Consider the following 19,769-nt stretch of genomic DNA (forward strand, 5'->3'; position numbering starts at 1 on the left):
CGTCGGTAGCCGCCCTGGCGACGCGATGTGAGCTAGTGGTGGAACGCGGTCGCCTTCGCCGGGTCCTTCGGGCGGCCGCCGAACTGCTCCAGCTCCGGGAGCACCCGCCGCAAATCCGCCAGCAGCAGATCCGCCAGGTCGTGTGTGAAGCCGTTGCGGACCACGATCCGCAGCACCGCCAGGTCCGTCCGGTTCTCGGGGAACGTGTACGCCGGGACCAGCCACCCGCGCTCACGCAGTCGGCGGGACACGTCGAAGACGTCGAAGCCGACGTCCGGGCGGGTGGTGAACGCGAACACCGGCAGCTGATCACCTCGGGTCAGCAAGGAGAACGGCCCCAGCGACGCGATCCCGGACGACAAGTGCAGGGCGACGTCACGCGAAGCCTGCTGCACCGCGCGGAACCCTTCCCGGCCGAGCCGGACGAACGTGTAGTACTGGGCCGCGACCTCGGCGCCCGGGCGGGAGAAGTTCAACGCGAACGTCGGCATGTCGCCGCCGAGGTAGTTCACGTTGAACACCAGCTCGGACGGCAGCGCGGCCTTGTCGCGCCAGAGCACCCAGCCGACGCCCGGGTACACCAGCCCGTACTTGTGGCCCGACGTGTTGATCGACGCCACGCGCGGCAGGCGGAAGTCCCACTCCAGGTGCGGGTCGAGGAACGGGGCGATCATCGCGCCCGAAGCGCCGTCGACGTGCACCGGGATGTCCCAGCCGGTGCGCTCTTCCAGCGAGTCCAGGGCCGCGGCGATCTCCGCGACCGGCTCGTAACTGCCGTCGAACGTCGAGCCCAGGATCGCCACCACGCCGATGGTGTTCTCGTCGCAGCGCGCCACGGCTTCGTCGGCGGTGAGGTGGTAGCGGTCGCCGTCCATCGGGACCAGCCGCGGCTCGACTTCCCAGTACTCGCAGAACTTCTCCCAGCACACCTGGACGTTCGCGCCCATCACCAGGTTCGGCTTCCCGGTGCGCCCGAGCTTGGACCAGCGCCGCTTCAGCGCCATCCCGGCGAGCATGCACGCTTCCGACGACCCGGTCGTCGAGCAGCCCATGACGTCGCCCGGGTCGGGCGCGTGCCACAGGTCGGCCAGGATGTTCACGCAGCGCCGCTCGAGCTCGGCCGTCTGCGGGTACTCGTCCTTGTCGATCATGTTCTTGTCGACGCACTCGGCCATCAGCTCACGCGCCTGCGGCTCCATCCACGTCGTGACGAAGGTGGCGAGGTTGAGCCGCGCGTTGCCGTCGAGCATCAGCTCGTCGCGCACGAGCTGCAGCGCGGTGTCCGGCGGCAGCGAGTCCTCACGCAGCTTGTCGTGCGGCATGACGAAGCCCGCCGCGAGCGCCGGATTCGCTCCGGCGTAGAGCGGGTTCGTCCCCGCCGTGCGGTCCGGGCGGCCGGCTTTCCCCTGATGCAAGACCATGCCACCGAACGTACTGGCCGTGGCTGCACGAAAGGGGCCGCTCCATCCGGAACGGCCCCTTTGGTGGGAAAAATCAGGCCTGCTGGGCCTGCCACATCCAGTGCGCCTCTTCCAGCGCCCGGGTGATCTCGATCAGCAGGTCCTGCGTGACGAGGTCGCTCTTGTCGGTCTCGTCGATGCGCTGGCGCAGCCGCTCGATGAGCGCGGCCAGGATGTCGACGATCGCGGCGACCGTGGCCTCGACCGACTGCCAGTTGTCCGGGTACTCGGGCACGCCCGAGCTCTCGACGACGGTCTTCGCCTTGCCGTTCGGCGAGATGCCGATGGCGTTGGCGCGCTCGGCGACCTCGTCGACGTACTGGCGCGCGGTGTTCACGAGCTCGTCGAGCTGCAGGTGCGCACTGCGGAAGTTCGAGCCGACGACGTTCCAGTGCGCCTGCTTGGCGATGAGGGACAGGTCGACCAGGTCGACCAGCGTCGCCTGGAGGGCGTTGCCGGTGATCTCCTTGTCGGCCTCGGAAAGCGGGCTCTTGATCGGAGACTTGCTCATCTGGCGAAATCCTTTCCTCGGACTCGTGCGGAGGTGGACGGGGTCAGACGGTGGCGGAGAGCGCGACCTCGATGTTGCCGCGGGTCGCGTTGGAGTAGGGGCACACCTGGTGCGCCTGCTCGACCAGCTGGTCGGCCTGGGCCTGGTCGAGGCCCGGCAGCGAGACGTTCAGCGCGACGCCGAGGCCGAACCCGACCTCCTGCTTGAGCACGCTGACCTCCGCGGTCACCGTGGAGCCGTTCAGCGGCACCTTCGCCTGGCGGGCGACCAGCTGCAGAGCGCTGTGGAAGCAGGCCGAGTAGCCGGCGGCGAACAGCTGCTCGGGGTTGGTCTTGTCCCCGCCGGGGCCGCCCATCTCCTTCGGGATGGCCAGCGACTCGTCGATGACACCGTCGGACGACGTCACTTCGCCGTTGCGGCCGTCGCCGCGCGCCGTTGCCACCGCGGTGTAGATCGCCTGACCCATGCTCAGCCTGCCTTCTGTCGCGGACGCTCCACAGCGAGCGTCTCACTGGGCACAACATCCCGCATCCGCGGAACGGTGCCCCCACATGGCAGGCATCACGTACCTGGCGTACCCGGCGGCCCCCAGGCAAAACGTCATGCGGCGCGCGTCACCGCGAACTCGGCGACCTGCCGCCCGATCAGGCGAAGGGTGCGGACGCTCTTCTCGTCGGAGGCCCCGCCGGCCTCGTCGAACTTGGTCTCGGCCGAGTTGATCGAGCCGCCGAGCGGAGTGGCCCAGCCGCGCAGGGCGTGCGTGATGGTGCGAAGCTGCTCGAGCGTGGTCACCGCGGCCTGCCAGCCGTACGCGACGGCGGCGAGGCCGACCGCGCGGCCGTCCAGGTAGGGGCGGCGGTCCTCACGCAGGTCCTCGACGTAGTCCAGGGCGTTCTTGACCAGGCCGGACAGCGCGCCGTGGTAGCCCGGCGAGACGACGATGAGCCCGTCCGCCTCCCGGATGGCCTCCACCAGCCGGGTGGCGCGCTCGTCGCGCTCCGGGACACCGGCGTCGTAGAACGGCAGCACGAGTTCGGGGCCGGAGATCAGCCGGGTCCGGACGCCCGCTTCGGCCGCGCCCGCGAGCGCGATCTGCAGCGCGCGTTCGGACTGGGAGCCCTCACGCAGAGAGCCGCCGATCCCGAGCACGTTGATCGTCCTGGCTGAAGTCACGTTTTCCAGGCTAACCCCTCCAGTTAACTGGAGGACCAGACTCTGGGACCGAGGTTCCGGTCACACCTGGACCAGCTACCTACTGGCAAGTAACCTCACCCGCAGTCCCGAGGCTGATGGAGGAACCATGGCGATCCCGCTCCCCGTTCGTGCTCAGGCGGCCGCGTCGCAGCTCGCGTTCTGGCTGCCCACGCCGGTGCGGCGGGCGGTCGCCGGGCGGCCCGTCCGCATCGACGGCCAGGACCTCGCGCTCGACGCCCAGCTTCTTCTCCGGCTCCAGAAGATCGCCCGAGCCGAGCTCGTGCGCGGCTCGGTCGAGCAGTCACGCGCGCTGCTCGACGCCGGCAGGCATCTGGTCAGCGGGAAGCCGATCGAGCCCGTTTCGGTGCGGGAAATCGCGGTCCCCACGCCCGATGGCGACCTGCCCGCGACGCTGTACACGCCGGTCGGGCTGCCCGAGGGGTCGCCGCTGCTGGTGTTCTTCCACGGCGGCGGCTGGGTGATCGGCACCCGCTCGAGCCACGACAACGCCGTCCGCTTCCTGGCCAAGCACGCCGGGGTGCGGGTGCTGTCGATCGAATACCGGCTGGCCCCGGAGTTCCCGTTCCCGGCGGCGACGGAAGACGCGCTGGCGGCGTTCGAGTACGCGGTGGCGAAAGCGGGTGATCTGGGCGCCGACCCGGCCCGGATCGCGGTCGGCGGCGACAGCGCGGGCGGCAACCTCGCCGCCGTGACGGCCCAGCAGGCCGTCCGCCGCGGCGGCCCGGTGCCGGCGTTCCAGCTGCTGATCTACCCGGCGACGGACTTCGCGCAGCGTTACCGCTCGCAGGACCTGTTCGCCGAGAACCTGTTCCTGACCGACGTGCACATGAAGTGGTTCGAGGGGCACTACGTGCCCGAAGGAACCGACCTGACCGACCCGCGGCTCTCGCCGTTGCGCGCGGACGACCTGAGCGGCCTGCCGCCGGCCTTGATCGTCACGGCGGGCTTCGACCCGTTGCGCGACGAAGGTGAGGCGTACGCGGAGAAGCTGCGCGAGGCGGGGGTCGAGGTGGCGCTGCGCCGGCAGGAGGACCTGATCCACGGGTTCATCAACTTCACCGGCGTCGGCACCCGCTTCCGGGAAGCGCTGGCGGAGATGGCGGGCGCCCTGCGGCAGGGATTGTCCAAAGTGCACTGACCCCGGCCCGGCCGCAGTGAATGACTCATTCCTGGCTTCGGACGTCAGGAATGAGTCATTCACTGCACCAGGCGGCGAACGCCCCGGAGCCCGGCGCGGAGAAATGTCCGCGGCCGGGCTCCGGGCCCCCGGTTTCCTTCGGCGGTTACGACCCCGGGACCGGCAGCGGCGGCAACGGCAGCGGCGGCACCGGCAGCCCGCCGAGCAGCCCGCCCAGGATGCCGGTGACGGCCGCGAGCAGCGCCTTCACCAGGTCGCTGACGATCTTCAGCGGGCCGGGCAGATCGGGCAGGGACGGGATCGGCAGCGGCAACGGCGGCAGCTGGCGCGCCTTCGCCGTCGGGTCGGCCAGCAGCCGGGTCGACTCGTCGGCGCGGCCCTTGGCCAGGCCCGCCAGCTGCCCGGTCTCGGTCTGGACCGTGTAGCGCTTGCCGGCGGCGATGTCCGCGAGCACCGGGCTCAGCTGACCCAGGTCCGTCCGCGTGGCACCGACGTCGCCCGCGTAGGCCACCTTGGTGAGGTCGTCACGCATCTGGAGCACCTGCGCGGCGAGGGCCTGGGTGCTGGAGGAACCCTTGCCCCCCTGCGGACTCGCCGACGCGATCCCCGCCGTCGCCACTGCCAGCAGACTGCCGGCAGCCACCAGGGCGATGACTCGCCCGAACTTGGCTTTCATTCCTTACCTCCTGGCATCGAGACCTGACGGGGTAAATCGATACCCCCCGTGTCGGAGATAAGCCACCCGATCACCGGTTCGGGATGTTTAACACCCTTACGTGCCGGATCTGAATGAGGCGAACTGGCCCGCATTGGATTAACCGCGAAACCTTGCCCGTCCCCCCGAAGATCATCATGACCGATTCCGACGATCACTGCTGGTAGCATCCGTCCACTATGGAACGTTTGGGTAACCCACACGAGTGTAAACAGTGATCATTTAGCTTCATCACTCCGTCGGGCCGCGCGTCTCGACTGCTCCAGATGGGGCGTCCCCCACGCTCGCACCGCCACCCACACGGTTTCCCCGAGGCGGAAGCGAAAAGGCAAATCGGTTTCGAGAATTGCTGCCGGTCACAACGGCAGGCCCGCCTCCAGATGGGCGAAGGCCTGATCCACGATCACCAGCGGGTCGGCGTCGGGGTCCGCCGCCGCGCCGACGAACGCAGCCATCACCACGCCGACCACCGCGCCCGCCCAGTTGCGAGCCTCAAAGTCGTCCGCGTGCCGCCCGGTCCGCTGGGCGGCGAACCCGGCCAGCAGGTCGATGCCCTCGGCGAACTTGTCCATCACCGCGCTGCGCAGCTCCGGCTCCCGGAACACCAGCAGCTGCCGCCGGCGCTCGTCCTGCCACGCGTCGGCGGGGATCTGCTCGCGGATGAAGTCCATCGTCGCCCGCAGCGCGCCGATGGGGCTGAGCTGGGACGATTGCGCCAGCGCGGCCTCGATGAGCACCGGGTCGAACGGGTCGTAGAGCACCGTCGCCTCCTTCGTCGGGAAGTACCGGAAGAAGGTGCTGGGCGAGATCTCCGCCGCGGCCGCGATCTGGTCGACCGTCGTGGCGCTGTAGCCCTGTTCGTGGAACAGCCGCAACGCGTGCCGCTGGATCGCGGCACGCGTCCTGGCCTTCTTCCGCTCCCGCAGTCCCGTGGGCTCAGATGGCGACGACGTCATGCTCCGATTCTCGCGGCTGCGCTCCCGCCGCCGCCCGGCCGGGCAGGAACACCAGCGCGAGCAGCGCCCCGGCGACGCCGAGGCCGGCGCACACCCACAGCGTCGCGGCCATGCCGTCGGTGAACGCGGCCCGCGCGGACGCGGCGAGCTCGGGCCGGTGCAGCCGCTCCGCGACGGCGACCGCGGCCGAGGCGCTGCCGCGCACCGCGTCGGCAACCGGCGTCGGCAGGCCCCCGACGTCGACGCCGTCGCGGTAGGCGCCGTTGAGCACCGTGCCCAGCACCGCGACCCCGATGGTGCCGCCGACCTGGCGCAGCACCTGGATCAGCGCCGAACCGGCCCCCGAGCGCCCTTCGGTGAGCGCGCCCATGGCCATCGTCATCAGCGGCGGGAGCGTGGCGCCGGTCCCCAGCCCGATCACCAGCTCCCAGCCGACGGTGGCGCTGTAGCCGCCCGACGGCGACGTCGTCGAACCCCACGCCAGCCCGGCCGCGAGCAGCACGAATCCGCCCGTGACGACCCCGCGCACGCCCAGGGCGGCGACCAGCCGCTCGGCGACCTTCGCCGCCACCAGCATCCCGCCGATCAGCGGCAGCAGCCGCACGCCGGTCTGCAGCGCGTCGGCCCCCTGCACCGCCTGGAACAGCTGCGGCAGCACGAACAGCAGGCCCATCAGCGCGAAGGACGCCACCGTGGCCAGCACCGCGCCCCAGACGAACCGCGGCTCGCGGAACAACGCGAGGTCGGTCAGCGGCGCGGCCACCCGCGTCTGCGTCCAGCAGAACACCGCCACCAGCGCGGCGCCCAGCCCGATCAGGCCGTACGTCACCGGATCGGCCCAGCCGTGCTCGCCGGCGTGGACGAACCCGTAGGTGAGCGCGACCAGCCCGGCCGCCGAGAGCGCGATCCCGGTGAAGTCGATCGCGCCGCGCCCGGACCCCGGCGTGCGGGGCAGGAAGAACAGCACCGCGACGACGCCGACCGCGGTCATCGGGACGTTGATGAGGAACACCGAGCCCCACGCGAAGTGGTCGAGCAGCCAGCCGCCGAGCAGCGGCCCGAGCGGGATGCCGGCGAACATGGCCATCACCCAGGTCGTCAGCGCCTTCGCCCGCTCCTCCGGCGGGAACAGGATGTTCAGCAGCGAGAGCGACAACGGGATGAGGAACGCGGCGCCGGCGCCGAGCGCGACGCGGGCGGCGATCAGCTCGCCCGGCGATCCGGCGTGGGCGCACCACAGCGAAGCCAGCCCGAACGCCGTGAGCGCTCCGAGCAGCAGTTTCTTCGGCCCGAACCGGTCGCCGAGCAGGCCCGCGGGCAGCAGCAGCGCGGCCAGCGCCAGCGTGTAGGCGTTGCCGAACCACTGCAGCTGCGTGGTCGTGGCGCCGAGGTCGACGGCCAGCGTCGGCACGGCGACGTTGAGCACCGTCAGGTCGAGGCCGATGGTCAGCAGGCTCACCGCGAGCGCGCCGAGCGCCCACCACCTGCGTGGATGTCCCTGAGTCATAGCGACCCCCAATTGATAGTAGCTACCAAGTGAGAGTAACTCTCATAATCTTCCGGCGCCAGGGGGACCGCTCGACGAAATAAGTTGCACGCGCGTACCACCTTGGGTTCTCATCGAGGACGTGCCCCTGCAGCCCTACCGCCGAGTGCTCTCCGTCCCGCGCGTCCCCTCGACGATGGCCCTGATGTTCCTGGCACGCCTCCCGATGACCATGAACGGCGTGCTGATGACGCTGTACATCGTCGCCGGGCTCGGCCGCGGCTACGGCGCCGCCGGGCTGGTCGGCGGCGGCGTCACGCTCGGGATGGCGCTCGGCGCGCCGATGCTCGGCCGCTGCTTCGACCGGTACGGGCTGCGCCCGGTCGTCGCGGTCTGCGGGATCGGCACGACCGTGTTCTGGATCGCCGCGCCGCACCTGCCGTTCGAGACGCTCGCCGTGGTCGCGGTCCCGGCCGGGATGCTTTCGGTGCCGGCGGGCTCGCTGGCCCGGCAGGCACTGGCCACGCTCGTGCCGCCCGAGCAGCGCCGCGCGGCCTACTCGCTCGACACCATCTCGATCGAAGCGACGTTCATGGTCGGCCCCGCGGCCGGCATCGCGGCCATCACGGCGTTCTCCCCCATGTGGACGCTGACCGCGCTCGGCGTGCTGTTCGGCGGCACGGCGTTCCTGATCTGGCTGGTCGACCCGCCGATCCGCGAGGGCGCCGGTCAAGCGGCCGAACTCGGCCCGCGGCCGCCGCTGCGGAGCTGGCTCACCGGCCGGCTGGTGGGGACGCTGCTGATCGCGGGCGGCGCGTTGTTCGTGCTCATCGGCACCGAACTGGCGACGCTGGCGGCCCTGCGCGCGAACGGCGAGCTCGGCGTGACCGGCCTGGTCATCGTGGTGATGTGCACGGCGTCGATCACCGGCGGCATCGTGCACGGCCTCGTGAAGCGGTCGTTGCCGCAGGGCGTGCTGATGCTGCTGCTCGCGCTGCTGGTGATGCCGGTCGGCCTGGCGGACCACCCGTGGTGGCTGCTGATGCTGGCGCTGATCCCGACCAACCTGATGTGCGCGCCGACGCTCTCGGCCACGACCGAGACGGTCACCCGGCTCGCCCCGCCACGGGTCCGCGGCGAGGCGATGGGCTTGCAGGACGCGTTCACCCGGCTCGGCCTGGCCGTGGGCGGCCCGGTGGTCGGCTTCGCGATCGACCACTCGAGCCCGGAATGGGGTTTCGTGGCGGCCGGCCTCGGCGGCCTGGCGATCGCCTCGGCCGGCCTGCTCCGCCGGCGCGGCCCGGCCACCGCCGCGGAACCGGCACTGGCGGCAGCCACGGCCGGTCCCGAGTGAGCCGGGCTCGCGACCGAACGCGGGTCAGCCGCAGGCGGCCCGGAGCGCGTCGAGCTTCTTGACGTTGCGCTGCACCCACTTGGCGACGACGCCGGCGTCCTCGATGCGTTCCTTCTGCACCTGGACGTAGGAGTCGGCCATGCCGAGCAGCGCGTTCTTGACGTTCTGGTCCTGGACGTCACCCGCGAGCTCGCGCAGCCGCTTCTCCTTGTCCTCGGCGCGCGCCTTGAACTTGGCCGGGTCGGCCAGCGGGTTCAAATCGGCGAGCCCGAGTGCCTCGGTGCACGCGCCGACCTTGTCCGCCGTCCTGCTCCCCTGGTCGACCGCGTTGCCGACCTCGGTGCACCCGCTCAACAGCAGTGCAGTCGCGGCCAGCAACGCGGCCGTCGTTCCACCCCTCGTCATGGCGCCAAGGTACCGCTCAGCCCTTGACGCAGACCACCTGCTTGAGGTGCGCCACGACCTCGACCAGGTCCGTCTGGGCCTGGATCACCGTTTCGATGTCCTTGTAGGCCGCCGGGATCTCGTCGACCACGCCGGAGTCCTTGCGGCATTCGACGCCTGCCGTCTGCGCCGCGAGGTCGTCGGCGGTGAACAGCGTCTTGGCCTTGGTGCGCGACATCCGCCGCCCGGCGCCGTGCGAAGCCGACTGGAACGACGAGTCGTTGCCCAGCCCGCGGACGATGTACGAACCGGTCCCCATGCTGCCCGGGATGATCCCGAGGTCACCCGATCCGGCGCGGATCGCGCCCTTCCGGGTGACGAGCAGCTCGACGCCGTCGTAGGTCTCTTCGGCGACGTAGTTGTGGTGGCACGAGATCGCGTCGTCGAAGGTCGTGCCCGGCACGACGTCCGCGAGCGCCAGCTTCACCAGCGCGACCATCGTGGCCCGGTTGCGCGCCGCGTACTCCTGCGCCCAGAACAGATCGCGCCGGTAGGCCTGCATCTCCGGCGTGCCCGCGACGAACACCGCGAGGTCGCGGTCGGGCAGGTCGGCGTTGTGCGGAAGCTTGCGCGCGACGGCCATGTGCCGCTCGGCCAGCTCCTTGCCGATGTTGCGCGAACCCGAGTGCAGCATCAGCCAGACCCGGCCCTCTTCGGCACCGCCTTCCTCGAGGCAGACCTCGATGAAGTGGTTCCCGCCGCCGAGGCTCCCGATCTGCCGCGCGGCCCGGTCGTGCAGCTCCTGGACGCCGGTGTGCAGCTCGCCGAACTGCTTCCAGAACGCGTCCCAGCCGCCGACGCCGTGCACCTTCGCCGGGTTCACCGGCGTCTTGTGCAGCCCGAACCCGACGGGCACGGCGCTTTCGATGCGCCGGCGCAGCTTCCCGAGGTCGTCGGGCAGATCGCTCGCGGTGAGCGACGTCCGGACGGCGCTCATCCCGCAGCCGATGTCGACCCCGACGGCGGCGGGCGAGACGGCGTCGCGCATGGCGATGACGCTGCCGACGGTGGCCCCCTTGCCGTAGTGGACGTCGGGCATCACGGCGACGCCGTGCACCCACGGCAGGTTCGCGACGTTGTGCAGCTGCCGCATGGCCTGGTCTTCGACGGAAGCGGGATCCGCCCACATCCGGATCGGGACGCGGGCCCCTTCGACAGCGGTGTACATGGTTCCTCCCCTGGTTGGCTTGCGGGGCACAGGATCACCCGGCAGCCGCCGAACGGCAACGCGATTTGTTCGTGAGCGAAAAGAAATCCGGCCGGACCGGTCCGTCCGGCACAATGAGCCGACCGTCCGGGGAGGGCGGCCAGGGGGAGGATCGATCCATCGTGAAGACGTCGTGGCGCGCGCTTGTCGCGGTCGCCCTGCTGGCCGGGTTCCCGGTTCTCGTGTTCCTGGTCGTCGGCGGTCTGGCCGCGGCCGAGTACTTCTTCTTCCAGCACTCCGGGATCCTGGCGATCAAGCTCGGCATCGTCGCGGTGCCGATGTCGTACGCCCTGCTCAAGGCCCTGTTCGCGATCGAGCGGACGCGCGGGGCCACCACGCCGGGCGTGCCGGCGACGCGGGCGGGCGAGCCCGCGCTGTGGGCGCTCGTCGAGGAGCTGGCCACCGCGGTCGGCACCCGGCCGCCGGACACGATCACGCTGGTCAGCGAGGTCAACGCCGGGGTCCGCGAGCGCACCGGCTGGCTCGGCCTGCGCGTGCGCCGGCGCGAGATGTTCATCGGCGCGCAGCTGCTCGCCGGACTGCGGCACGACCAGCTGTGCGCCTTGCTCGGGCACGAACTCGGGCACTACAGCAACCGAGACACCCGGCTGGCCGCGCTCACCTACCGCGGCCGCCGTTCGATCGAGCGCGCGCTGCTCGGCCTGAGCGGCGACGGCTGGTTCGAAGGCCTGGTCCGCAAGTTGTTCGTGCTCTACGCGAAGCTGTACTTCGCGGTCTCCGCCGCGGTCTGCCGCCGTCAGGAGCTCGCCGCCGACGCCGCCGCGGCCCGCGTCGCCGGTACCGCAGCGATGATCGGCGCGCTGCGCGAGATCGAAACCCTCGACGTCGCCTGGGACTTCTACTTCGACCGCTACGTCGCGATCGGCTGGGACGCCGGCTACCTGCCCGACCGGCTGGCCGGGGGGTTCCAGGCGCTGCTCGCCGACGAAAAGCGGGCCGGGGAGTTCGACCGCGTCCGGCACGACCCGCCGGCCGGCGAGGGGTCCCGCTACGACACGCACCCGCCGACACCGGCCCGGATCGCGGCGCTCGAAGCGCTCCCGGAGTTCCCGGGACGCCCCGGCGGCGGTCACCCGGCGAGCGAAATCCTCCGCGACGCCGCCCCGACGCTGGAAGCGGCCGTGGCTTCCGACTTTTCCGAGAAGGCGAAGGCCAAGCGGCGCACGGACTGGGACCGGCTGGTCGACCTCGGCGTCCGCCACTCCGTCACGGTCGAGGCGGCCAGGATCCTGGGCGCGGGGAAAACGCTGGCGCAGGCCCTCGATCTCATCGACGCCGGCCGGGCCGCCGAACTGGCCGACCCGGAGCTCGCGCCGCCGGCGTCGGCCGGTCCCCGGGCCCGGCGCGAGTTCGCCGCCGCCTCGGTCCGCGCGCGGCTGTCCACTGTGGTCCAGGCGTACCTCGCCGAAGCCGAGGTGGCGCACTGGAAGCTGTCGTGGTCCGGGCCGCCCGAATTCGTCGTCGACGAACCCCTCGGCAGTGGACTGACCACCGCCCTCGACGCCGCGGCGGCGGCCGACCACGACACGGCGCCACTGCGCCGCCTGCTGGCCGCCGCCGACGTGCTTCCCGTCCGTTCCTGAGGAGGAACCGTTGCTTTCCCTGTTCAACTCCAAGCGGCGCAAGGCCGCCATCGCGCTGGTGAAGGCCGCGAAGGCCCGCGGGATGAGCGCCGAGGACTACGCGAAGACGCTCTCCCCGGAGGAGCTCGCTCAATACGTCCCCCAAGACGACAAGCCGAAGGTCGAGATGCCGGACGTCGCGCTGTGGGGTCTCCCGCCGGACAAGGAGGTGACGGCGGCGAAGTTCGTCGCCGACGCCCGCGTCGCCGAAGCCGTCACGGCCTACCGCGCCGGTGACTGGCAGCCGGGTGCCGCACTGCTGACCGAGCTCGGCACCGACTGGGACCGCCGGGCGTTCGCCGTGCAGCAGCTCGGGGACGCCGCCGCGGACGACGACGCTCCGCTGAAGGAGTGGCAGGCGTCGGGAAGCGCGGACGCGGCCGCCGTCAACGCGCAGGGCCTGGTCGCGCTGGCCTGGCAGATCCGTTCGGGGCTCACCCCCGAACACGTCTCCGAGGAGCAGTGGGCCGGGTTCTTCCGGGTGCTCGAGGACGCCGAAGCGGCCACGCAGGCCGCGATCGAAGCCGCGCCGGACGATCCCACGCCGTGGTGCACCATGCTCACCGTCGCCCGCGGGCGGCAGTACGGGAACGACGACTTCCGCGCGGTCTGGGCGGAGCTCGTGGCCCGCGACCCGCTCCACCGGCCTGCCCACGAGCAGGCACTGCAGTACTGGTGCGCCAAGTGGTTCGGCTCGCACGAGCAGATGTTCGCGTTCGCCGACGAAGCCCTCGACAAGGCGCCGAAGCTGGCGGGCCTAGCGCTCGTCGCCGCGCACGAAGCGGAGGACAAGGGCGTCGCGGCCTGGAAGAGCGACCGGACCAAGCTCGCCCTGGACGTCGTCCGGCCTTGGCTGGACGGCGAAGGCCGGGACCACCCGGCGAACCTCCGCGACCGCGCGTACGCGGCCAAGGCACTGGTGGCGAACGACCGGTGCGACGAGGCCGTCGAGCAGTTCAAGGTGCTCGGCGTGCACGCGGACGCGCTCGTCTGGGCCTACACCGGCCGCCCGGAACGCGAGTTCCTGAAGACGCGCTACCTCGCCTGCTACGGCGCAACCCGGCCGTGAATTCACGCGTTGGCCCCTCACCGCGCTCGGTGAGGGGCCTTCGGCGTGGTCGTCAGAGCTGCTGGGCGACCAGCTCCGCGATCTGGATGGCGTTGAGCGCCGCGCCCTTGCGCAGGTTGTCGTTCGAGAGGAACAGCGCGAGCCCGCGGCCGCCCTCGACACCCGGGTCCACGCGGATGCGGCCGACGTAGCTCGGGTCGTTGCCCGCCGCCTGCAGCGGGGTCGGCACCTCCGACAGCTCGACGCCCGGCGCGTGGGTCAGCAGCTCCGTCGCGCGCTCGACCGACAGCGGCCGCTCGAACTCCGCGTTCACCGAGACCGAATGGCCCGAGAACACCGGCACCCGGACGCAGGTGCACGAGACGGCGAGACCCGGGATGCTCAGGATCTTGCGGCTCTCGTTGCGGAACTTCTTCTCTTCGTCCGTCTCGAACTCGCCGTCGTCCACAATGGACCCGGCCATCGGGAGGACGTTGAACGCGATCGGCCGGACGTACTTCTCCGGCTTCGGGAAGTCGATCGCCGCGCCGTCGTGGGTCAGCAGCGATGCGTGCTCGGCCGCCGCCCGCACCTGCCCGGCGAGCTCGTCGACGCCGGCCAGCCCGCTGCCGGACACCGCCTGGTACGTCGACGCGACCAGCCGGACCAGGCCGGCCTCGTCGTGCAGCGGCTTCAGCACCGGCATCGCGGCCATCGTGGTGCAGTTGGGATTCGCGATGATCCCCTTGCGCGCTTCCTTGACAGCCTCGGGATTGACCTCGCTGACGACCAGCGGCACGTCCGGGTCCATCCGGAACGCCGACGAGTTGTCGATCACCGTGACCCCGGCCGCGGCGAACCGCGGGGCCTGCGCCTTCGACGTCGAGCCGCCCGCCGAGAACAGCGCGATGTCCAAACCGGACGGATCCGCCGTCGAGGCGTCCTCGATCGTGATTTCGGTGTCACGCCACGGAAGTTTCGACCCCGCCGAGCGCGCCGAAGCGAAGTAGCGCAGCTCGGCGATCGGGAACTCCCGCTCCGCCAGCAGCTTGCGCATCACCGCACCGACCTGGCCGGTCGCGCCGACCACCCCGACCCGCAGCCCGTCCGCCATCAGCGACCACTCCCCGCGTAGACGACGGCTTCTTCGTCGCCGCCGAGTTCGAATGCCTCGTGGATCGCGCGCACGGCGTCGTCGAGCTGCGCGTCGCGGATCAGCACCGAAATGCGGATCTCCGAGGTGTTGATGATTTCGATGTTGACGCCGGCCTCGGCCAGCGCTTCGCAGAACGTCGCCGTGACACCCGGGTGCGAGCGCATCCCGGCGCCGACCAGCGACACCTTGCCGACGTGGTCGTCGTAGAGGACCGACTCGAAGCCGATCTCCGCCTTGACCTTCTCCAGTTCCTTGACGGCCTTGGCGCCGTTGGCCTTCGACAGCGTGAACGTGATGTCCGTGCGGCCGGAGACGGTGCTGGACACGTTCTGCAGCACCATGTCGATGTCGATCTCGGCGTCGGCGATCACGCGGAAGATCCGGGCCGCGGCGCCGGTGTGGTCCGGCACCCCGGTGACCGTGATCTTGGCTTCGGAGCGGTCGTGCGCCACACCGGTGATCAGGGCTTGTTCCACGGGGATCTCCTCGATAGAACCGGTCACCGTCGTGCCCGGCTTGTCGCTGTAGGAAGAACGGACTCGGATCGGGACGCCGTAGCGGCGCGCGTACTCGACCGAACGCAGGTGCAGGATCTTCGACCCGCTCGCGGCGAGCTCGAGCATCTCTTCGTACGTGACGGTGTCGAGCTTCTTCGCGTCCGGCACCACCCGCGGGTCCGCCGTGTACACACCGTCCACATCGGAGTAGATCTCGCAGACGTCGGCGTTCAGCGCGGCGGCCAGCGCGACGGCGGTGGTGTCCGAGCCGCCGCGGCCCAGCGTGGTGATGTCCTTGGTGTCCTGCGCGACGCCCTGGAAGCCCGCCACCAGCGCGATGTACCCCTGGTCGAGCGCCTCGGTGACCCGGCTCGGCGTGACGTCGATGATGCGCGCGTTGCCGTGCACCGACGTCGTGACGACGCCGGCCTGCGAACCGGTGAACGACCACGCCTCGGCGCCCTGGGCCGCGATCGCCATCGCGACCAGCGAGTTCGAGATGCGCTCACCGGCGGTGAGCAGCATGTCCATCTCCCGCTCCGGCGGCGCCGGGTTGACCTGCTGCGCCAGGTCGAGCAGCTCGTCGGTGGTGTCACCCATCGCCGAGCAGACGACGACGACGTCGTTGCCCGCCTTCTTCGTCGCGACGATCCGCTCCGCCACGCGCTTGATCCGGTCGGCACTTTCCAGCGACGATCCGCCGTACTTCTGGACCACGAGGGCCACGCCCGAACCTCCTCGCGGGCCGGGCGGCTCCCTGGTGGGCACCGGAGAGCCCCCGCGTCCCATGATTTGACCAGGAGCCTACCGGGGCTTCGGCGGCCCGCCACCCTCTTGACGTGGGGCGGATCCCTCCGGTGGGTGTCGCGGAAGTAAATCTTCCGCAACACCAACGAAATGCGCGGAGCCCTTCCTCCCGAGTGATGCACAGCACTCGCGGGTACCGTCTTGATCGTGCGAAAACCAGCTGTGACGAGCATCCCGATCGCAACCCTGCTGGCCGAGCGGTGGAGCCCGCGGGCCTACGACGCGTCGGCCGTGGTCTCCCCGGAGCAGGTTCGCTCCCTGCTCGAAGCGGCCCGCTGGGCACCGTCGTTGGGCAACACCCAGCCGGCCCGCTACCTGGTGGGCGTCCGCGGCACCCCGGCGTTCGACGCGATCCTGGCGACGCTCAATTCGGGCAACCAGGCCTGGGCGCGCCGGGCGAGCCTGCTGCTGATCGGCGTCATGGTGACGACGAACAAGAAGGGCGAGGTTCCCTACGCGGAGTACGGGCTCGGGCTGGCGTCGGAGAACCTCGTGCTGCAGGTGGTGGAGCTGGGGTTGATCGCGCACCAGATGGCGGGGTTCTCCCCGGACGCGGTGCACGCGGCCTTCGCCCTCCCGGATGACGCCGTCCCGAAGGTGGCGATCGCGGTGGGCTCGCCCGCGTCGCCGGAGGTGCTCGAGGAGGACTGGCGGATCGAGCGCGAGAAGGCGGACCGGGTGCGGCTGCCGCTCGAGGAGTTCGCGTTCACCGACCGGTGGGGCAAGCCGGCGCTATGACCCGCCGCCCACGCGGCGGATGACCTTGGCCAGGATCCCGGACACCACGAGCCAGAAGATCGCCGCGATGCCGTAGTTCACCAGCACCCGGAGCTTCTCGTCACTGGGCGTGAACAGGTCGCTGAAGCCGAGCGCGAGGCTGTCGGCCCAGGACTTCACGAACGAGACGATGCCGTTGGCCGGGTTGGCCGAGCCGACCGTGAAGATCACGTGGATCACCAGGATCGCGGCGAAGACCAGGCCCACCCAGCGGACGATCGACGCGACCATCGAGGCCGCCTTGCCCCCGGTCCGGCGCCAGTCGACGGCGGCGCGACGGGAGACACGGGTCTCCTCCGACGACTCTGCGTGCTCACCCATGCCCGCAGTTTGGCACGCCACCCCGCCGATTGCTACCCGCTGGTAACACGTTCGGTCGATCACGAATAACAATTCGGCGGCGCGAAGCGCCTCCGTTGAGGGCGGTGGTGGGGACGGTTCCATCGCGGCCCGGCTTCCCTCAGCCCGCGTTCCCTGGTTATGGTGGGGCCGTGGCGCGTGCTCTCCTGCTTCGCTGCCGCGACGGGGCCTGACCGGACCGGCTCCCCGTCGCGGGGCTTCGTGGTGCCGGTCGCACCCGTCGATCTGGAGACACCCCTTTCATGAGTTCGCGCATCCGCAAACCCTCTCGCCCCGCGCCCGCTGACCAGCCCGCCTGGAACACCCAGCGCGGCACGTCCATGCCGGTCCACCGCTACCGCCCCTGGTACGACGTGGTCGAGAACATCGACCTGCCCGACCGCACCTGGCCCGAGAAGCGCATCGACCGCGCGCCGCTGTGGTGCGCCGTCGACCTGCGGGACGGCAACCAGGCCCTGATCGACCCGATGTCGCCCGCGCGCAAGCGCAAGTTCTTCGACCTGCTGGTCCGCATGGGGTACAAGGAGATCGAGGTCGGCTTCCCGGCCGCGTCCCAGACCGACTTCGACTTCGTCCGCGAGATCATCGAAGAGCACGCCATCCCGGACGACGTCAGCATCCAGGTGCTGACCCAGTGCCGTCCCGAGCTGATCGAACGCACCTTCAAGTCGCTCGAAGGCGCGCCGCGGGCGATCGTCCACATCTACAACTCGACGTCGATCCTGCAGCGCCGCGTGGTCTTCCGCGAGGAGCGCGAGGGCATCAAGAAGATCGCGACGCAGGCCGCGGAAATGGTCGTCGAGCTGGCCGCGAAGCAGCCGGACACCGACTTCCGCTTCCAGTACTCGCCGGAGTCCTACACCGGCACCGAGCTGTCCTACGCGCTCGAGGTCTGCAACGCCGTCACCGAGATCTGGCAGCCGACGCCGGAGAAGCCGGTGATCCTGAACCTGCCGGCGACCGTCGAGATGGCGACGCCGAACGTCTACGCCGACTCGATCGAGTGGATGTCCCGGAACCTGGACCGCCGCGACTCGGTGATCCTGTCGCTGCACCCGCACAACGACCGCGGCACCGGCATCGCCGCCGCCGAGCTGGGCTACCAGGCCGGCGCCGACCGGATCGAGGGCTGCCTGTTCGGCAACGGGGAGCGCACCGGCAACGTCGACCTGGTCGCGCTGGGCATGAACCTCTACAGCCAGGGCATCGACCCGCAGATCGACTTCTCCGACATGGACGAGATCAAGCGGACGGTCGAGTACTGCAACCAGCTGCCGGTCGGCGAGCGCTCGCCGTGGGGCGGCGACCTGGTGTTCACCGCGTTCTCGGGCAGCCACCAGGACGCGATCAACAAGGGCCTCGACGCGCTGAAGGACGCCGCCGACAAGGCCGGCGTCCCGATCGACGAGTACCCGTGGGAGGTCCCGTACCTGCCGATCGACCCGAAGGACGTCGGCCGGACGTACGAGGCCGTGATCCGGGTGAACTCGCAGTCCGGCAAGGGCGGCGTCGCCTACATCATGAAGGCCGAGCACCAGCTCGACCTGCCGCGGCGGCTGCAGATCGAGTTCTCGAAGGTCATCCAGCGCTACACCGACACCGAGGGCGGCGAGGTCGACCCGGCCACCATGTACAACGCCTTCTCGGCCGAGTACCTGGAGCTGAAGACGCCGCTGGAGCTGGTCCGCCAGCACGTGCGCGACAACGGCGACGGCGAGTACGACATCACCGCGACCGTGAAGGTGGAGGGTGACGAGCACGAGGTCACCGGCCGCGGCAACGGCCCGATCGCGGCGTTCTTCGACGCGCTGTCGACGGTGGGCTTCGACCTGCGCCTGCTGGACTACAACGAACACACGCTCTCGCCGGGCGACGACGCGCGCGCCGCGTCGTACATCGAGTGCGCGATCTCGGACCGGGTGTTCTGGGGCATCGGCATCGACCCGTCGATCGTCACGGCGTCACTGCGCGCGGTCGTCTCGGCGGTGAACCGCGCCAACCGCTAGCCGGTGAAAGCCGAGCGGCTGGTCGCGCTGCTGTTCACGCTGCAACGGCGGCGCAGCGCGACCGCCGCCGAGCTCGCGGGGGAGCTCGGCGTTTCCGAGCGCACGATGCACCGCGACCTGGCGGCGCTGCGGGAGGCAGGCGTCCCGCTGTGGACGGAGCAAGGGCGCCACGGCGGCTTCCGCCTGGTCGACGGCTGGCGCTCCGGGCTCGACGGGTTGACGGCGCGGGAGGCCGTCGCGCTGTTCGCGCTGGGGGTGCCGGACGCGCTCGCCGGGCTCGGCCTCGACACCGCGGGCAGCGCGGCGCGCGCGAAGGTGGCCGCCGGGATGCCGGCCGAGCTGCGGGAACACGCGGCTTTGGTGGCGGGCCGGTTCCACCTGGACGCGCCCGGCTGGTTCGGCTCCGCGGACGAGCCGCCGGCGCTGGCGGCGGTGGCGCAGGCGGTGTGGTCGCAGCGGCGGGTTTCGGTGACGTACCGGCGCCGGGACAAGGTGGCGTCGCGGGAGCTGGAACCGCTGGGGCTCGTGCTGAAGGCGGGGGTCTGGTACCTGGTGGCGCGCGTGATCCCGGACGACGCGTTGCGGACGTATCGGGTGTCGCGGGTTCTGGAGGTGCAGTCTTCGGACGTGCCCTTCGACCGGCCCCCGGACTTCGATCTGGCCCGCTGGTGGCGTTCGTCGTCGGCGACCTTCGAGCAGGTGGCGCGGCCGTTGCGGGTGCGCGCCCGGCTCGACCGGACGGCGGTGCGGGAGCTGCGCCGCGTGTTCGGGGGCGAGCACCTGGCGGACACGGTGGTTTCGCTCGCGACGCCGGCTGCGGACGGCTGGGCCGAGGCCGAGCTCGCCCTGGAAGACGACGAGATCGGACTCGGCCAGCTGGTGGCGTTGAGCCCGGGGGTGGAGGTGCTGGAGCCGGCTTCCCTGCGGGCGGCGCTGGCCGCGATCGGCGCACAACTGGCCGCCCGCAACGGCTGATCCACAGGGGTCGG

Annotated in this window: 19 protein-coding genes; 7 read left to right on the forward strand and 12 right to left on the reverse strand. The window is 70.9% G+C overall.

Annotation, left to right across the window (positions count from 1 at the left end; translation table 11 throughout):
- Positions 1 to 32: 32 nt before the first annotated feature.
- From ISP_RS45790 to ISP_RS45805, 4 genes are all read right to left on the reverse strand, one after another.
- Positions 33 to 1,421 (reverse strand): glutamate decarboxylase, encoded by a 1,389-nt coding sequence (locus tag ISP_RS45790; RefSeq protein WP_013230584.1) that lies wholly within the window; start codon positions 1,419 to 1,421, stop codon positions 33 to 35.
- A 73-nt stretch (positions 1,422 to 1,494) separates the two neighbouring features.
- Positions 1,495 to 1,971 (reverse strand): Dps family protein, encoded by a 477-nt coding sequence (locus ISP_RS45795; protein ID WP_013230585.1) that lies wholly within the window; start codon positions 1,969 to 1,971, stop codon positions 1,495 to 1,497.
- A 43-nt stretch (positions 1,972 to 2,014) separates the two neighbouring features.
- Complete coding sequence (locus tag ISP_RS45800) at positions 2,015 to 2,437, reverse strand: organic hydroperoxide resistance protein (protein WP_013230586.1); 423 nt, start codon at positions 2,435 to 2,437, stop codon at positions 2,015 to 2,017.
- 134 nt (positions 2,438 to 2,571) lie between these two features.
- Positions 2,572 to 3,144, reverse strand: a complete 573-nt coding sequence (locus tag ISP_RS45805) for an NADPH-dependent FMN reductase (protein ID WP_176742094.1) — start codon at positions 3,142 to 3,144, stop codon at positions 2,572 to 2,574.
- Positions 3,145 to 3,271: 127 nt separating this feature from the next.
- Here ISP_RS45805 and ISP_RS45810 point away from each other — a divergent pair, with 127 nt between their 5' ends.
- Positions 3,272 to 4,324 carry an alpha/beta hydrolase gene (locus ISP_RS45810; protein ID WP_013230588.1) on the forward strand — a complete coding sequence of 351 codons (1,053 nt, stop codon included), beginning with the start codon at positions 3,272 to 3,274 and terminating at the stop codon, positions 4,322 to 4,324.
- Between the two features lie 145 nt (positions 4,325 to 4,469).
- Here ISP_RS45810 and ISP_RS45815 read toward each other — a convergent pair whose 3' ends face one another.
- From ISP_RS45815 to ISP_RS45825, 3 genes are all read right to left on the reverse strand, one after another.
- Complete coding sequence (locus tag ISP_RS45815) at positions 4,470 to 5,000, reverse strand: hypothetical protein (protein ID WP_013230589.1); 531 nt, start codon at positions 4,998 to 5,000, stop codon at positions 4,470 to 4,472.
- Positions 5,001 to 5,395: 395 nt separating this feature from the next.
- Positions 5,396 to 5,995, reverse strand: a complete 600-nt coding sequence (locus ISP_RS45820; RefSeq protein WP_230468641.1) for an acyl-CoA-like ligand-binding transcription factor — start codon at positions 5,993 to 5,995, stop codon at positions 5,396 to 5,398.
- Complete coding sequence (locus tag ISP_RS45825; protein WP_230468642.1) at positions 5,976 to 7,502, reverse strand: DHA2 family efflux MFS transporter permease subunit; 1,527 nt, start codon at positions 7,500 to 7,502, stop codon at positions 5,976 to 5,978. Before ISP_RS45825 ends, ISP_RS45820 begins: the two co-directional genes overlap by 20 nt.
- A 184-nt stretch (positions 7,503 to 7,686) precedes the next feature.
- On the opposite strand from ISP_RS45825, the gene ISP_RS45830 reads away from it, so the two are divergent.
- Complete coding sequence (locus ISP_RS45830; protein WP_013230592.1) at positions 7,687 to 8,835, forward strand: MFS transporter; 1,149 nt, start codon at positions 7,687 to 7,689, stop codon at positions 8,833 to 8,835.
- A gap of 24 nt (positions 8,836 to 8,859) precedes the next feature.
- On the opposite strand, the gene ISP_RS45835 is transcribed toward ISP_RS45830, so the two are convergent.
- Together ISP_RS45835 and ISP_RS45840 are read right to left on the reverse strand one after the other, a co-directional pair.
- Positions 8,860 to 9,240 carry a hypothetical protein gene (locus ISP_RS45835; protein ID WP_176742095.1) on the reverse strand — a complete coding sequence of 127 codons (381 nt, stop codon included), beginning with the start codon at positions 9,238 to 9,240 and terminating at the stop codon, positions 8,860 to 8,862.
- Between the two features lie 16 nt (positions 9,241 to 9,256).
- Positions 9,257 to 10,447 carry an RtcB family protein gene (locus ISP_RS45840; RefSeq protein WP_013230594.1) on the reverse strand — a complete coding sequence of 397 codons (1,191 nt, stop codon included), beginning with the start codon at positions 10,445 to 10,447 and terminating at the stop codon, positions 9,257 to 9,259.
- Between the two features lie 161 nt (positions 10,448 to 10,608).
- Between ISP_RS45840 and ISP_RS45845 the strand changes: the two genes are divergently transcribed.
- Entirely contained in the window at positions 10,609 to 12,090 is a 1,482-nt protein-coding gene (locus ISP_RS45845) for a M48 family metalloprotease (protein WP_013230595.1), read from the forward strand.
- Positions 12,091 to 12,100: 10 nt separating this feature from the next.
- Positions 12,101 to 13,198 (forward strand): hypothetical protein, encoded by a 1,098-nt coding sequence (locus tag ISP_RS45850; RefSeq protein ID WP_013230596.1) that lies wholly within the window; start codon positions 12,101 to 12,103, stop codon positions 13,196 to 13,198.
- A gap of 52 nt (positions 13,199 to 13,250) precedes the next feature.
- On the opposite strand, the gene ISP_RS45855 is transcribed toward ISP_RS45850, so the two are convergent.
- Positions 13,251 to 14,291 (reverse strand): aspartate-semialdehyde dehydrogenase, encoded by a 1,041-nt coding sequence (locus ISP_RS45855; RefSeq protein ID WP_013230597.1) that lies wholly within the window; start codon positions 14,289 to 14,291, stop codon positions 13,251 to 13,253.
- Positions 14,291 to 15,556: an aspartate kinase gene (locus tag ISP_RS45860; protein ID WP_013230598.1), complete on the reverse strand. Its 1,266-nt coding sequence runs from the start codon at positions 15,554 to 15,556 to the stop codon at positions 14,291 to 14,293. The genes ISP_RS45855 and ISP_RS45860 overlap by 1 nt, the downstream gene beginning before the upstream one ends.
- 228 nt (positions 15,557 to 15,784) lie before the next feature.
- Between ISP_RS45860 and ISP_RS45865 the strand changes: the two genes are divergently transcribed.
- A complete protein-coding gene (locus ISP_RS45865; protein ID WP_230468643.1) occupies positions 15,785 to 16,375 on the forward strand; it encodes a nitroreductase family protein in 591 nt (196 codons plus the stop codon).
- On the opposite strand, the gene ISP_RS45870 is transcribed toward ISP_RS45865, so the two are convergent.
- Positions 16,370 to 16,735: a hypothetical protein gene (locus tag ISP_RS45870; protein WP_013230600.1), complete on the reverse strand. Its 366-nt coding sequence runs from the start codon at positions 16,733 to 16,735 to the stop codon at positions 16,370 to 16,372. The two genes, ISP_RS45865 and ISP_RS45870, sit on opposite strands and share 6 nt — an antisense overlap.
- Before the next feature lie 281 nt (positions 16,736 to 17,016).
- Between ISP_RS45870 and leuA the strand changes: the two genes are divergently transcribed.
- Together leuA and ISP_RS45880 are read left to right on the forward strand one after the other, a co-directional pair.
- Positions 17,017 to 18,780 carry a 2-isopropylmalate synthase gene (leuA, locus tag ISP_RS45875; RefSeq protein WP_037374166.1) on the forward strand — a complete coding sequence of 588 codons (1,764 nt, stop codon included), beginning with the start codon at positions 17,017 to 17,019 and terminating at the stop codon, positions 18,778 to 18,780.
- 3 nt (positions 18,781 to 18,783) lie between these two features.
- The gene (locus ISP_RS45880; protein ID WP_013230602.1) at positions 18,784 to 19,755 is read left to right on the forward strand and encodes a helix-turn-helix transcriptional regulator; all 972 of its coding nucleotides are present in this window, start codon (positions 18,784 to 18,786) and stop codon (positions 19,753 to 19,755) included.
- Positions 19,756 to 19,769: the final 14 nt, after the last annotated feature.

Source organism: Amycolatopsis mediterranei (genome assembly GCF_026017845.1).
Lineage (GTDB): Bacteria > Actinomycetota > Actinomycetes > Mycobacteriales > Pseudonocardiaceae > Amycolatopsis > Amycolatopsis mediterranei.